Origin of the sequence: Anabaena sp. PCC 7938, from assembly GCF_049315035.1 — a bacterium.
Lineage (GTDB): Bacteria > Cyanobacteriota > Cyanobacteriia > Cyanobacteriales > Nostocaceae > Anabaena > Anabaena cylindrica.
Map to the genome: position 1 here is coordinate 3993266 of NZ_CP186034.1, position 13681 is coordinate 4006946.

Annotated in this window: 12 protein-coding genes; 9 read left to right on the forward strand and 3 right to left on the reverse strand. The window is 35.9% G+C overall.

The genetic code is table 11. The features are described 5' to 3' along the window. Positions 1 to 55: 55 nt before the first annotated feature. From ACOWPH_RS18275 to ACOWPH_RS18310, 8 genes are all read left to right on the forward strand, one after another. Entirely contained in the window at positions 56 to 1537 is a 1482-nt protein-coding gene (locus ACOWPH_RS18275) for a DNA phosphorothioation system restriction enzyme (protein ID WP_015216806.1), read from the forward strand. A gap of 45 nt (positions 1538 to 1582) precedes the next feature. Next, positions 1583 to 1993, forward strand: coding sequence for a GxxExxY protein (locus ACOWPH_RS18280; RefSeq protein ID WP_015216807.1), 411 nt, complete (start codon positions 1583 to 1585; stop codon positions 1991 to 1993). A gap of 74 nt (positions 1994 to 2067) precedes the next feature. After that, on the forward strand, positions 2068 to 2241 hold the full coding sequence (locus ACOWPH_RS18285; protein ID WP_015216808.1) for a hypothetical protein: 174 nt from the start codon (positions 2068 to 2070) through the stop codon (positions 2239 to 2241). Then, a complete protein-coding gene (locus ACOWPH_RS18290) occupies positions 2238 to 4310 on the forward strand; it encodes an AAA family ATPase (protein WP_015216809.1) in 2073 nt (690 codons plus the stop codon). Before ACOWPH_RS18285 ends, ACOWPH_RS18290 begins: the two co-directional genes overlap by 4 nt. Before the next feature lie 29 nt (positions 4311 to 4339). Beyond that, a complete protein-coding gene (locus ACOWPH_RS18295) occupies positions 4340 to 4978 on the forward strand; it encodes a Uma2 family endonuclease (RefSeq protein WP_015216810.1) in 639 nt (212 codons plus the stop codon). 30 nt (positions 4979 to 5008) lie between these two features. Beyond that, positions 5009 to 6907 carry a DUF3370 family protein gene (locus ACOWPH_RS18300; RefSeq protein ID WP_015216811.1) on the forward strand — a complete coding sequence of 633 codons (1899 nt, stop codon included), beginning with the start codon at positions 5009 to 5011 and terminating at the stop codon, positions 6905 to 6907. A gap of 43 nt (positions 6908 to 6950) precedes the next feature. Beyond that, positions 6951 to 7511, forward strand: a complete 561-nt coding sequence (locus tag ACOWPH_RS18305) for a Uma2 family endonuclease (RefSeq protein WP_015216812.1) — start codon at positions 6951 to 6953, stop codon at positions 7509 to 7511. 91 nt (positions 7512 to 7602) lie between these two features. Beyond that, positions 7603 to 8076, forward strand: a complete 474-nt coding sequence (locus ACOWPH_RS18310) for a DNA phosphorothioation-associated protein 4 (RefSeq protein WP_015216813.1) — start codon at positions 7603 to 7605, stop codon at positions 8074 to 8076. Positions 8077 to 8098: 22 nt separating this feature from the next. On the opposite strand, the gene ACOWPH_RS18315 is transcribed toward ACOWPH_RS18310, so the two are convergent. From ACOWPH_RS18315 to ACOWPH_RS18325, 3 genes are all read right to left on the reverse strand, one after another. After that, the gene (locus tag ACOWPH_RS18315) at positions 8099 to 9268 is read right to left on the reverse strand and encodes a DGQHR domain-containing protein (RefSeq protein ID WP_015216814.1); all 1170 of its coding nucleotides are present in this window, start codon (positions 9266 to 9268) and stop codon (positions 8099 to 8101) included. A gap of 32 nt (positions 9269 to 9300) precedes the next feature. Beyond that, complete coding sequence (locus ACOWPH_RS18320; RefSeq protein WP_015216815.1) at positions 9301 to 10146, reverse strand: HNH endonuclease; 846 nt, start codon at positions 10144 to 10146, stop codon at positions 9301 to 9303. Between the two features lie 71 nt (positions 10147 to 10217). Next, positions 10218 to 11816 (reverse strand): DGQHR domain-containing protein, encoded by a 1599-nt coding sequence (locus ACOWPH_RS18325; protein WP_015216816.1) that lies wholly within the window; start codon positions 11814 to 11816, stop codon positions 10218 to 10220. 174 nt (positions 11817 to 11990) lie between these two features. Here ACOWPH_RS18325 and dndC point away from each other — a divergent pair, with 174 nt between their 5' ends. Then, on the forward strand, positions 11991 to 13616 hold the full coding sequence (gene dndC, locus ACOWPH_RS18330; protein ID WP_015216817.1) for a DNA phosphorothioation system sulfurtransferase DndC: 1626 nt from the start codon (positions 11991 to 11993) through the stop codon (positions 13614 to 13616). Positions 13617 to 13681: the final 65 nt, after the last annotated feature.

The window sequence follows — 13681 nt, forward strand, 5'->3', positions numbered from 1 at the left end:
GGTAATAGGTAATGGGTAAAATGAATAACAATTACGAATTACCAATTACCAATTTATGTATATAACGCGAAAACCAGTGCAGAAATTGCCTTTTTTCTCTCTCAAGTTACCTTTTGTGGGGGAGAAGAAAGGCATTTATCAAGTTAAGCAACCTTTACCAGGATGTCCAAAAATGCCGTTATCTCTGCAACTGCGGGGATATCAGCGTGAAGCTATTACTAGTTGGTTTGCTAATAATGGCAGAGGGACGCTAAAGATGGCTACTGGTAGTGGTAAGACTATTACTGCATTGTCTATTGTTTTTGAGTTATATCAGCAGATTGGTTTACAAGTTTTGGTGGTGGTATGTCCCTATCGTCATCTTGTGAGTCAATGGGCGAGAGAATGTGAGAAATTTAACTTAATTCCAATTTTAGCTTTCGAGAATTTACGTAGTTGGCAAAGTCAATTATCAACACAAATTTATAATCTGCGTTCTGGTTCTCAAGGTTTTGTGACGGTGATTACCACTAACTCGACTTTAATTAGTGATGGTTTTCAGTCGCAAGTTAAATATTTTCCAGCGAAGACTTTAATTATTGGTGATGAAGCGCATAATTTAGGTTCACCCAAGTTAGAAGAAAGTTTACCCCGGAAGGTGGGTTTGCGTCTAGCTTTATCGGCGACACCGGAACGGTATTTTGATGACGGAGGTACACAATCTTTATTAGATTATTTCGGTGCTGTTCTCCAACCTGAGTTTAGTTTAGAGGATGCGATCGCACAAGGAGCTTTGGTACACTATCTTTATTACCCGGTTTTGGTGGAGTTAACAGAGGCTGAAAGTATAGCCTATCTTAAGTTAACAAAAAAAATTGGGCGTTCTCTTCAGTATCGAGAAAGAGATCATGGTGATGTTGGAGATTTTGAAAACAACGAAGATATCAAATCTTTATTAATGCAACGTGCTAGGTTAATTGGTGCAGCAGAAAATAAATTAACAGCTTTGCGGGAATTAATGGCAACTCGCAAAGATACAAGCCATACTTTATTTTATTGTAGTGATGGTTCTCCAGAAACCGGACAGCGTTCATCTCTGCGTCAACTCAAAGCTGTTTCTAAGATTTTGGGTGTAGACTTGGGTTACAAAGTCAGCACCTACACCGCACACACTTCTTTACAGGAAAGAGAAACTTTACGCTGTCAATTTGAAAGTGGAGAATTGCAAGGTTTAGTGGCGATTCGTTGTTTAGATGAAGGTGTAGATATTCCTGCAATTCAAACTGCGGTGATTTTATCAAGTTCTGGCAATCCTCGTCAATTTATTCAACGTCGAGGAAGAGTTTTACGTCCTCATCCTGGTAAGGATAGAGCGACGATTTTTGATATGATTGTTTTACCTCCAGATTTGGATAGAGAAACTATTGAAGTGGAACGGAATTTGTTAAAAAAGGAATTACGGCGTTTTGTTGAATTTGCTGATTTAGCAGATAATGCTGGACAAGCTAGGATGAAGTTATTGGCTTTGCAAAAACGATATGGGTTGTTGGATATTTGAAGATAAATAAACCGCGAAGGCGCGAAGAGCGCGAAGGAAGAAGGGATGAAGAGAGAAGAGGGAAGAATGAGGGAGTTGGGTGATGATGTGGAGGGGTTAGCTTATGGGGTGATTGGTGCGGCTATTGAGGTGCATAGGGTGTTGGGAGCGGGGTTTTTGGAGAGGGTTTATCAGGAGGCTTTGTTTTGTGAATTTCGTTTGCGGGGGATACCTTGTAAACCTAAATATTTAGTATCAATCAATTATAAAGGTCATCCTATTGGTGAGGGTGAATTAGATTTTTTAGTTGGTGATATTTTAGTAGTTGAATTAAAAGCTGTAGAAAAACTAGCTCCCATTCACGAAGCTCAAGTTATCTCATATTTAAAAACAACAAATAACCGCCTCGGACTCCTCATTAACTTTAACGTCCCCATCCTCAAAGAAGGAATTAAACGAGTCATCCTCTCATCCTAAACCTTCTCTTCTTCTTCCTTCGCGCTCTTCGCGGTTCATTAATTCTTCTCACACCCTTAAACACAAATAAAAAAATGCCAGAACACTCAAACATCGAAGATGTCCAAGAACCAATTAACAGCGCACCACCAGAAGTAAAACAAATAATAGAAAAAGTATGGAGATTAGAGAAAAGTAGATTAGATAGAAAAAGCAAAGGACATATTAATGATGATATTTTAATAATTGTAAAAGAAGCAGTGCAATGAAGCTAACCTCCATTAAATTATGTAATTTTCGCTCATTTTATGGAAAAACACCAGAAATTACTTTAGCTGGTGGAGACGTTCGCAATACTACCATGATTTATGGGAGTAACGGCGCAGGTAAAACCAGTTTATTGAATGCCTTTACCTGGGTATTATATGAAAAATTCAGTGCTGCATTTGCTTCCACAGAAAAGTTAGTCAATAAAAGAGCGATCGCAGAATCTCAACCAGGAGATCCTGTAGAATGTTCCGTAGAAGTAGGTTGGGAACATGAAAGCAACCGTTACCGTGCAACTCGTTCTTGTCGGGTTTATAAAAATGAAAGTGATTTTATTGAAGCTGGTAAAACCCAGTTAAAAATCCAAGTTGCTGGAGATGACGGTAAATGGTATTTTCCCCTTCAGCAAGCCGAAGAAATCATCACCCAGATTTTACCCGCAAGTTTACATCAATATTTTTTCTTTGACGGTGAACGCATTGAAGAAATAGTCCGTTCTGATAATAAAGCAGAAATCGCAGAAGCAATTAGAACTTTTTTGGGTGTAGAAGTAATTGAACTTTCCATCAAACACCTGAAAGATACTAAAAAGACTTTAGAAACTGAACTAAAAAACATTGGTGATGCAGAAACTAAACAGTTATTAACTCAGCAAGAAAAGCTAGAATTGGAAATTGAAACCATCAACAACAGTCAAATTGAAATCAAGCTGGAATTAGAACATCAACAAATATTCAAAAAAGAAGTCAGTAATAAATTACGCGAACTAAGTGCTATTAAAGAATTACAAGAAAGAAAGCAAAACTTAGAATCTCAAAGAGACAAATATCGAGAAGAACTTAAGAAAACAAGAGAAGCTTTAAAAAAAGCTATTTCTGCACGGGGTTATACAGTTTTGTTATCAGAAACTACAGCTAAGTTTCGGGAAATATTCACAGATTTAAAACAACGTGGTGAATTAACAGCAGGAATTTCCCAAGAATTTGTCAAGGATTTACTCAATACCGGACGCTGTATTTGTGGTGCTGATTTAAGAGAAGGAACTCATACTCATTTTCATGTTAAAAACTTAATGAAAAAAGCAGGTTCTTCGACAGTAGAAGAGACCGCAATTAGAATGAGCGCACAAGTTGATGAAATTGATAAACAAGCACTTGCTTTTTGGGAAGAAGCGGATAGAGAACAAGCACGAATTAAGCAGTTAAAGGAAAACCTTTCTCAAGTTGAACTGGAATTAGATGGTATTCAAGAACAACTGCGAAAAGATCCCAATGAAGAAATTAGCGGTTTACAAAAACGATTAGATGGAATTGAAGCGAAAATTGATGAATTAAATCGAGAACAAGGTGCAAATCAACAGGAACTCTCTCACCTCAAAACCGATATTGATGCTTTAATCAAACAAATATCTAAGCAAAAACAAAATGAGGAAAAACAATCTTTAGCACAGCGTCGCATTAGCGCTACCCAAGATGCAATTGAACGTTTATCGGAAGTAAAAAACCGTCAAGAAAACCAGTTTCGTCTGCAATTAGAACAGCGAGTACAAGAAATTTTCTCAGATATGTCTTTTACTCCCTACATTCCCAAAATTAGCGAAAAATATGAATTGAGTTTAGTCGAAAATACCACGGGAATAGAAGCACCAGTCGCAGCTTCAACGGGAGAAAATCAAATTCTTAGCTTATCTTTTATCGCTAGTATTATAGACAAAGTGCGAGACTGGAGTGAAAAGCGGAAAATGATGATGGTTCCTGATAGTAGCACTTTTCCCATTGTCATGGATTCTCCTTTTGGGAGTTTAGATGCTAATTCCCGCCGTCACATTGCTCAAACTATTCCTAAATTAGCAAATCAGTTAATTGTCTTAGTGACTCAAACCCAATGGAGGGTAGAAGTTGAGGAGGAAATTGCTGATAAAATTGGTAAAGAATATGTGTTGGTTTATTATTCTTCTAAACCTAATTGTCAGCAAGATGATATTCAGTTGGGTAGAGAAAGATATTCTTTGGTAAGACAGAGTTTGAATGGTTTTGAATATACTGAAATTATTGAGGTTGAACGAGATTAGAATGTCTCACGCAAAGGAAGAAAGGATTTATGGTTGTTAGTTCTTTAAGTTTGGTGACGGATACGTGGGTAAGTGTGAGTTGGGATGAGTTTATAGAAATTACTAATCATCCTGATTATCAGCAAGGAAGATTTTATTATTATCAAAATTACATGAGGATAGAAATGTCACCTGTTGGTTCAATTCATGGAAACAATAATAATGTTGTTGCAAATGTTGTGAATTTTTATGCAACATTGAAAAATATTAAAATTAAAGGCTGGGTAAATACCAGTTTTCGCAGAACAAATGAAGGGGAATGTCAACCTGATTTGGCTTTTTATATTGGGGATAAGGTAACATTTCCACCTTTGAATAATTCTCCTGTGAATATTAATGAGTTAGCAGCACCGACTTTAGTGGTAGAAATTGCTGCTTCTTCTGTAAATGATGATTTAGGGTTTAAAAGGTTACTTTATGAAAGATTGGGTGTAAAGGAATATTGGGTGATGGGTGCTAATAATAATGATATTATTGCTTTTGAAATATCTGATGGTGGAAGTAAAAGAATTGAGGAATCTAAGGTTTTACCAGGGTTACAAATAGCTACTGTTAAGGAAGCTATTCAACGTAGTCTAACTCAAGATGATGGTGAAGTTAATCGTTGGTTATTGGGAATTTTTAGTTAATTTGTTTCGCGCAAAGGATGCAAAGGTAGAATGTTATTTAGAAATGCTTCGTTGTTGGTTAGTTTAGGTTTAAGTTTTTTACCTTCTCGCGTTTTGGCTTTTTCTGATACTCAAAACTATTGGGGTAAAGATTGTATTCAACAATTAGGAGAAAGGAAGTTACTAACGGGTTATCCTGATGGTAGTTTTCGTCCTAATTCAACTGTTACTCGCGCAGAAGCAGCGGTTTTAATGTTAAATGCTTTTCCAAATGCAGCAATAAAACGCGATTCTGTAATATTTAAAGATGTATCTAGCAATTATTGGGGATATAAAGCGATTAATACTGCTTATCAAAAAGGGTTTTTCTCTGGTTATCCCGGTAATCTTTTTCAGCCTAACCAAGCAATTCCAAGAGCGCAAATTATTGGTGTTATCGCTGGGGGAAAAAATTATAGTTCTGTATCTAATTCAGTGCAGATATTACAACGTTATTTTGAAGATGCTAATTTAATACCTAATTATGCTCAAAATTCTATAGCTGCGGGAACTATTAATAGTATTGTTGTTAATTATCCTGATGTCAAAAAGTTAAAACCTCAAGATACTGCTACTAGAGGTGAAGTTGCAGCGTTAATGTGTCGCGCTTTAAATATTTACGCTGTCCCTCCTCAATATATTGCTGGTGTGGAAGTTCAACCGCAAGAGGTACGCGCTTTACCAGGAAAATTAGATTCTATTCCTACTTTTAATAGTAATAGTCCTGAACTTGTTGATACTGATGGAATTTTACTTTCAACTTTTTCACCAGAAGGGAAAAAAAGCCAAGAAGCACATTTAAATTATCCTTTTCAAGGTAGATTTGATGTGTTCTCTCATCATATTATTAGAGCAGAAAATACATCTCAAAACCGTACTGTTTATCAGGGTATTATTGTTCATAATCCAGGTAATGAAGCAGTGACTCTGGAAGTTTTACAAGCTGCTAGTTACCTTTCACGGGAAGCACCTTTTATTAATCTACCGGATATGGTAGATAATGCCCAAAGTACGGTTTATGCTGGCCCCGGTAGTCGGACTATGAATGATGTGCTACGAGGGGTTAAGCAAGAGATGTTTCCTGAAAAATTGGTGATAAAACCAGGGGAAAGTCAAATTTTAGCTAATTTACCAATTGGGGTTCAAGCACCTTCTTCCAATGGTCGCACAGTGATGATGAGGTTGAGTAGCAATAAACCGATTTTTATGGCTAACTTAGCTATGAAAAGCCAAAGTCCTCCAACTCTAGCAGAATGGCTACAGCTATTAGATAGTGGCAGTTTAGCAGGAAAGCGTGATCCTATACCCACTCCTTTAGATCCCCCCAGAGAACCAACGGTATTTAGTCGCGTTGCTGGTGTTTCTCAAGGAACAAAATGGGAAGCAAATATTACAGATAATCCAAATGTTGCTAATTTAAGTTTACCCCAGCCAGGAAAGGCTTTTTCTTATCCTTTAGGAACGGTTCATTTAATCACTCTCAGCACAGGACAAATACAGAGTGCTGAAATGTTAAAACGCTATAATGATACGGCTTATTTTGCCCATAGCAACTACGGTGTAGAATATAATCTGACGTTACCTTTATATAATTCTAGCAGTCAAACTCGAACTGTATCTGTATTAATACAAACACCCGTTAAAGATGAGGGTGGAACAGATAGACTGTTGTTTTTGAAGCCACCAGTGGAACAAATATTTTTCCGGGGTACTGTGCGAGTGCGTTACAGGGATGATAATGGAGGGGAAAAGACGCGCTATGTGCATTTAGTACAGCGTCGGGGACAACGAGGGGAAGCTTTAGTAAGGTTGAATTTAGCACCGGGTGAAAAAAGACAAGTTCAAGTAGATTTTTTGTATCCTCCTGATTCTACTCCTCCACAAGTTTTGACTGTGAAAACTGAGGGGTAAATTTAGAATTTTGTCTCACGCAAAGGCGCAAAGGAAGAAGGTTATGGTTGCTAGTTCACATAGAAGTTATATGAGTCCTTTGGAGTATTTGGAGTGGGAGGAACAGCAAGATATTAAATATGAATATATCAATGGTGAGGTTTTTGCTATGACTGGGGGAACTATTCCCCATACTACTATTGCTTTAAATTTGGCTTCTGCGTTAAAAAATCATTTGCGTGGGGGTAAATGTCGTCCTTTTATGGCAGATGCTAAAGTGGGTATATCAGAAAATGGTTCTTTTCATTATCCTGATGTGATGGTAAGTTGTGATGAACGGGATAAACAAGCTATTAAGTTTATTCAATATCCTTGTTTAATTATTGAGGTGCTTTCTCCGAGTACGGAAGCTTATGATAGGGGGGGTAAGTTTCAGCTATATAGACGAATTGAAACTTTACAAGAATATGTTTTAATTAGTGTGGATAAAATCGGTTTGGATTGTTTTCGGTTAAATGAGAGGGGTTTATGGGAGTTACATCCTTTTGTTGAGGGTGATGAAATAAATTTAGTTAGTGTTGATTTTACGTTTCCTCTTTCTCTGGTTTATGAGGATGTTTTTTGATTTTTTTCTCACGCAGAGGCGCGGAGAGGAAAGCAAGAGTATGGTATTAATAAATTAAGTTTGAGATATTTAGGGTGTATATTTTATAATTATGGCAGAAACTGGTAGAATCAGAGTTGCTAAAGATAAGGCTGAGTTGGTCAAAAGTTTAACTTCTGCTGATGGGGGAACTGGTCCTTTTCAGACATTTGCTGATGTGATTGTTTTTGCTGCTGCTTTGGGTGCTAAGTATAAAAAGCGCGTTCCTTTAGAGGAAATTTCTAAACGTGAACCAGCACCGATAAGGTTAGAAGTTTTTGCTACGATGGGATATGATAATTTAATTAAATTGTTGGGATTTACAGAAACTCAAGATATTGGAATTTTATCTCCTAATGAGGAACAATACCAAAATCAGCGTCATGAAATTTTTGAAGAATATGCTAATGGTGGTTTAGAACTTTTGGTATCGGAACTTAGAGGTTCAATTGACTATACGGATAGAATTGCTATGTATTTGAAGTATGAAAAAACAAATAATGAAAAAGAAGATGAGGAATTTGATTTAACTAAATTCCTGTCTTAATACAACTATTAAAGTAGCTTATTTATTCCTCGATTATTATAGGTAATTTCAAATCTTTGTACCAAGTTCTTCTGAGCTTACAATTTTCTGCTAAATTTAATAAATCATCCTTTATCTGTTTTCTGACAGCAGCACTATCTTGAAGTTGTCTAATAGACCATTCTGCTTCCCAAAATTCTTTAGGAAGTAATCCAACAATGCTTAAAACTTGTTTTTCTAATTTCTCAGAATCAAAAATATCTACAATACTCAATTCCCACGCAAATTTTAAACGATCAAAAATAAACTCATTTAAGGAATTAATATTCACTTTCTTCATGAATTTATTATCTTCTCCCCATATCTGAGAATAATTTTCTTTGATAGCTCTCCATACAGCACAAAATATTTCAAATAAAGAGTCATCATCTTCTTCTAAAAATGTGAAAGTTGTTTTTAGATACTTTAAGGATTGCTCTATTGCAGTAACTGGTACTAACTTAGTACCTTGTTTATTATACGGCCAATCTAATAAATTTTGAAAAGGACTTGTATCTAAATCATTAATGTCTCGGAGTGTAGGGGATGTATTTCCATATTTTACACCAGCCTTTAGTAGTCTAGCTTCTAACTCTTCTTCATTTAAATTTGCAATTATTCCCTTAACATTATTCGTACTAACTTTAACAGCTTTGTTATTTATGACTATAAATTGGAATGCTTGCTCATCAATGGTAGCATTTACCAAACTAACAACAAGAATAGGTAAATCTTCTGCATCATAATCTGATAAACCATAAAGACGATGTTGTCCATCAACTACATAAGCACAATATTCTTCATTTGCTTTATCAAGTGAGAATTCAATTATACCCCATTGCATTATATCTTTACAATCATTGTGTATTTCTATTTCAGTAATAGATTGAGATAATTTATCTTCTAAAGACGTAAATTTTGCTTTACCTGGTTCAAATGCTAACAAAATATTGTTAGGGATTGTATTTTTTAAATCTGATTTTACAAAGCGTGTTATTGCTTTTTTTCTAGTTGGTGTTAAAACGCGCTGAGTACCTTCTTTTGAATCTTCTGCTCGTCTAACACCAGCCCATTTTATAATATCTTTAACGCGAGCATAAAATACAAAAAAAGATATAGTCTCTTGTTCCAATCTTTGTCTAACAAGACATCCAAAGTAAGTTTTATTTTCCATAGAAAATCCTAAAATGTGATATCATTTACCATTTAATCTGGAGTGTGTTCGTCGCAATATACTGCTATATTTAAAAAGTGCCAACTATCATCTGGGTTGAGACGAGCAAAATTTAAGGGACCCACAGTTAATGCTGGTTTACCACATACACTACAACTATAGTTACTTTTAGCTGATATAGCTATCCTATACTCTTTTTCAAACTCACTTGAAAAATTTTGATCATTTTTGTCACTTACTAGACACATTTGTTCATAATGGAAATCTGTCGCATCAATATACTTTTTCTTAGCCTTATTACAGTATGAGCAAGATAATTTTAGATTAAAGTCTTCAGTAGCTCCACCCATAGTTTTTGGCCAGATATGTTCAACTTCAACTTCTTCTCGGTTTTTTAATTCTTTATCTTCAGTTATTGAAACTCTTTCAACATTTAAGGCATTACCACATATATAACAGCATAGTTCATCTTTTTCTTTTGCATTTTTGAAAATCCGTTTTTTTCTTGAAGGTTTTAGTTGTTTGTCTTTTGCGTCTATACATAGTTTTAATAATGACAAAATTATTTCAACTTTATCAACTTCAATATGAGTATTTTCTGTGATAAAACGCCTCAATTCAAATAAGAATTTTTCAGGTGGAAATACATCTGATTCATACTTTCTCCTGAGATATTCAGCCGTATTGATTAATCTTCTGAGCAAATAATTTATACTACTTTCATAAACTAGATTACTAAAATTACCTTCAGCTATCAAAGCATTGTCAATTCTTGAGACGAAAGAATTATCCTCAGAAGAGTTTGTATTCTCTGAGTCTAAAGGATATATTCTCTTGAGTAAATCACGTAATTGTTGACCTGGATTAGTCCCGTCCATTGTATAAAATTAAACAAATCCGTTTTAAGTTTAGAAGATCTGGTACTAATCTGTCAACACTCGGATAGTAATTATAAAACAGATGGAAGTCCTACATCCTGCGGTTTGACAAACGTACCATCAAAACCTATGGTTTGTTCTTCAATAGTCCTAGCATTAGCTAAAGCCTTACGTAAAGCAGTAACTTCCATTTTTTCACTCATTCCTCCTAACATATAAATTAATAACTTTACTGCTAAATCTTTTCCTGCTACCTGTACCCGCTTCTTATTTGGGTCATACAAAACCCCATACCATAAAGATTGAGGATATTCCATACTACTAAAACCACCTTGACGGTCAAATTTCTCCAATTTCTTAAAAACATCCGTCAAAGCAAAGCCTTTTTTAAATATCAAAGTTCCTAAAGCTTGTGCTAAAGCAACTTGAGAAACTGGACGGAATAACATATTTCCCTCACCTCCGTCTTTCTCAAAATGGAAGCGACGCAAGACAGTTGTCTCCTCGTGTTCTAAAATTTTATAACTGGGAAGATTAGCTAAATTATCAAACAGTTGTCTAAAATCTGCAATTCCTTCCTGAATTTCTTCATTTTCTGGACGCATGGGGATTAACCCTTTTTCCAAAGGTTTCCAGTGGGGAAATTTTTGCCCCAAATACCTTTCGGACATATCTTGTAAGGCTTGCAGCGTCGTCAAAACCGTAGAATTAGCGGCTACTGTGGCACTATTCCAATTAACACGCGGATTTCGATTTGGTTTTTGTTCTAAGAGTGGATGTGTAACGGCAATTTTTCGCGCTACAATAGCAAAGCCATCATCTTCATTTAATTGTGCTAACTGACCTTTAGTTAAAGGTGCAGCCATTAAATTGACATGAACAAAAATTGATCTTACCCGTCGTTTTGCTTCTGTATGAGTTTCCCCAGTATTAACTGCACAAATAAACTCAATACCAATTTTTTCTTTAGATAAACTTTGTAAATAAGCAGGTTCTACTTGATATTTATCAATCAAATCAGACAAAGTAATAAAACTATCATCAGCAGTTTTATCTTTTTTATAACGTTGGAGTTTACCAGATTTAATTAACTCCATTAAACCTTGTACACCCATTAATCTATGCTGACCATCTAAAGCATAAATTGTCACATTTTCTTCAGAAATATTCAGTAAACCAACTTTTCCATCTTTATCTAAAGGTATAAAATCGGTAGTCGCTTTTTTAGCCCTTCCTTGACTATCCCACTCCGCTGCTTTGGGGTTATCTACCCAAGGTTGATTAATTACCACCAACACAGCAGGAAATTTATGATTTTTTCTGGCTGCTAGATACTGTACTAACGGTGCTTGACGCGACCAGTCAATAGGACGTTGTTGAATTTCATCGATACTATCAGCATCAATTTCAATATTCTCTGTCTCTGGGTTGTACTTTTTTTGCAGCAGGGGTAAACCAGACGCAAAATGTACCCGTCCCGCGAACCATTCCAATGTCACAGAACCAACATAAGCCTCAGTACCACCCATTTCTGTCTTTTGGACAAGAATTTGGTCTTTTTTCTCTAAAAACCTCTCTAGCAGTAAAGCTAATACCTGTTTATCCTTATTTTCTCGTTCTAGATACTCGTTAGCGAGTTGATTATTTAGTGCTTCTGTACTATCGCTCATTTTAATTTTTAAAAACTTAATAACTGACTCTTGCTTTATTGTCCAAAAAAATAGATACTAGGGATGCTATTTTTAAAAATATTTTGTACCCATAGCTAGGTTTATTTATATACCAGATGATTTTCCCCGAAGGAAAGTATTGAGTCTAAGTCCATATATATGTAGGTAGGGAAAATGACTACAGCACAACAGCCAGAAAATAAAAAACAGCCAAATCGTACTGTAGCAGAGTTAGTGGAGTATATCCAAGTTCTCTCTATAGAAATTCAAGAATTGTATTGTTTAGACCAAATACCTTGGGTAGTAGGCTATTCGGGTGGAAAAGACAGCACTGCTACGTTACAACTTATTTGGAATGCGATCGCTGAACTCCCACCAGAAAAAAGAACTAAGCCAATTCATGTAATTACAACAGATACAGGAGTAGAAAATCCCTATGTTTCTGGTTGGGTGCGTAGTTCTCATAAACACATAGAATTAGCTGCTCAAGAGCAAAAAATACCAATGCAACCCCACGTATTAGAACCAGAGATTGCGGACACATACTGGGTAGGTTTAATTGGTAAAGGTTATCCTGCACCTCGTCGAAAATTTCGTTGGTGTACTGGACGTTTAAAAATCAATCCATCTAATCGTTTTATTCGTGATGTTGTTAGAAGTAACGGTGAAGCTATTGTCATTTTAGGTATTCGTAAAGCAGAAAGTCATAGTCGCGCTACCACAATGAAAAAACTTGAAGAAAAAAGGGTACGCGAACGTCTTAGTCCTAATGCAAACTTACCTAATTCACTCGTTTATAGTCCTATTGAAGATTGGCGTACTGATGAAGTTTGGCTATATTTAATGCAATGGGAAAATCCATGGGGACATAGCAATAAAGATTTATTTACTATGTATAGAGAATCAACAGCAGATAATGAATGTCCTTTAGTTGTTGATACTTCTACTCCTAGTTGTGGTAGCTCTCGTTTTGGTTGCTGGGTTTGCACGCTTGTTGACCGTGATAAATCTTTGAATGCGATGATTCAAAATAATGACGAAAAAGAATGGTTACAACCAATAGTTGATTTTCGTCGAGAATTAGATATTGAAAATGACAGAGAAAAAAGAGATTTTCGTCGGTTACGGGGAGAGGTACAATTATTTGAGCGTAATTTAGAGGGTGGAACATCTATTGAACCTATACCCGGTCCATATACAAAATATTGGCGGGAGTATTGGCTCAGAAAATTATTAATAGCGCAAAAAGAAATGCGTCAAAATGCGCCCGAAAATATGCGTGATATTACCCTTATTTCCCAAGCAGAATTGAGTGAAATTCGCCGGATATGGTTAGAGGAAAAACACGAATTTGATGATAGTTTACCCCGTATATATGAAGAAGTTACGGGAGAAGTATTTAAAGATCCCCGTCCTGGTGCTGATCATACTACACTTGGTATTGATGAATGGGAAATATTAGAAGAAATTTGTGATAGTGACGGAATGCATTTGGAATTGATGTCTAAATTATTAGATACAGAACGCCAATTTAAGAAAAAAACTCGTCGTGTTGGTATTTATGAAAGTCTAGAAAAATGTTTTAATACAAGTTCCCGTTCTCCAGAAGCAGCGATTAAAAATGCCCATTTAAAACGGGATTTACGACAAGCAGCTTTAGACGGTGATGTGGCAACAATTAGGGAAAAAGTGAAGCAATTAACATTAGGAGATGCACCTGAGAAGGAAGAGGCTAAACCACAAACTTGGGCTAGTTTTAAGTTTGCAAAAAAGAATGTAGATGATAGTTCAGATGAATAGAATATCCTCTCTTTCCTCGTTCCTAGCCTCTGGCTGGGAATGTCAATCTTGAGGTTCTACCTCAA

What these genes read in the sequence shown, in the direction of transcription:
- ACOWPH_RS18310 (WP_015216813.1), top strand. Translation starts at nt 7,603, where the DNA reads ATGGCAGAAACTGGTAGAATCAGAGTTGCTAAAGATAAGGCTGAGTTG.
- ACOWPH_RS18305 (WP_015216812.1), top strand. Translation starts at nt 6,951, where the DNA reads ATGGTTGCTAGTTCACATAGAAGTTATATGAGTCCTTTGGAGTATTTG.
- ACOWPH_RS18300 (WP_015216811.1), top strand. Translation starts at nt 5,009, where the DNA reads ATGTTATTTAGAAATGCTTCGTTGTTGGTTAGTTTAGGTTTAAGTTTT.
- ACOWPH_RS18295 (WP_015216810.1), top strand. Translation starts at nt 4,340, where the DNA reads ATGGTTGTTAGTTCTTTAAGTTTGGTGACGGATACGTGGGTAAGTGTG.
- ACOWPH_RS18320 (WP_015216815.1), bottom strand. Translation starts at nt 10,146, where the DNA reads ATGGACGGGACTAATCCAGGTCAACAATTACGTGATTTACTCAAGAGA.
- ACOWPH_RS18325 (WP_015216816.1), bottom strand. Translation starts at nt 11,816, where the DNA reads ATGAGCGATAGTACAGAAGCACTAAATAATCAACTCGCTAACGAGTAT.
- ACOWPH_RS18315 (WP_015216814.1), bottom strand. Translation starts at nt 9,268, where the DNA reads ATGGAAAATAAAACTTACTTTGGATGTCTTGTTAGACAAAGATTGGAA.
- ACOWPH_RS18280 (WP_015216807.1), top strand. Translation starts at nt 1,583, where the DNA reads ATGAAGAGAGAAGAGGGAAGAATGAGGGAGTTGGGTGATGATGTGGAG.
- ACOWPH_RS18290 (WP_015216809.1), top strand. Translation starts at nt 2,238, where the DNA reads ATGAAGCTAACCTCCATTAAATTATGTAATTTTCGCTCATTTTATGGA.
- ACOWPH_RS18285 (WP_015216808.1), top strand. Translation starts at nt 2,068, where the DNA reads ATGCCAGAACACTCAAACATCGAAGATGTCCAAGAACCAATTAACAGC.
- dndC (WP_015216817.1), top strand. Translation starts at nt 11,991, where the DNA reads ATGACTACAGCACAACAGCCAGAAAATAAAAAACAGCCAAATCGTACT.
- ACOWPH_RS18275 (WP_015216806.1), top strand. Translation starts at nt 56, where the DNA reads ATGTATATAACGCGAAAACCAGTGCAGAAATTGCCTTTTTTCTCTCTC.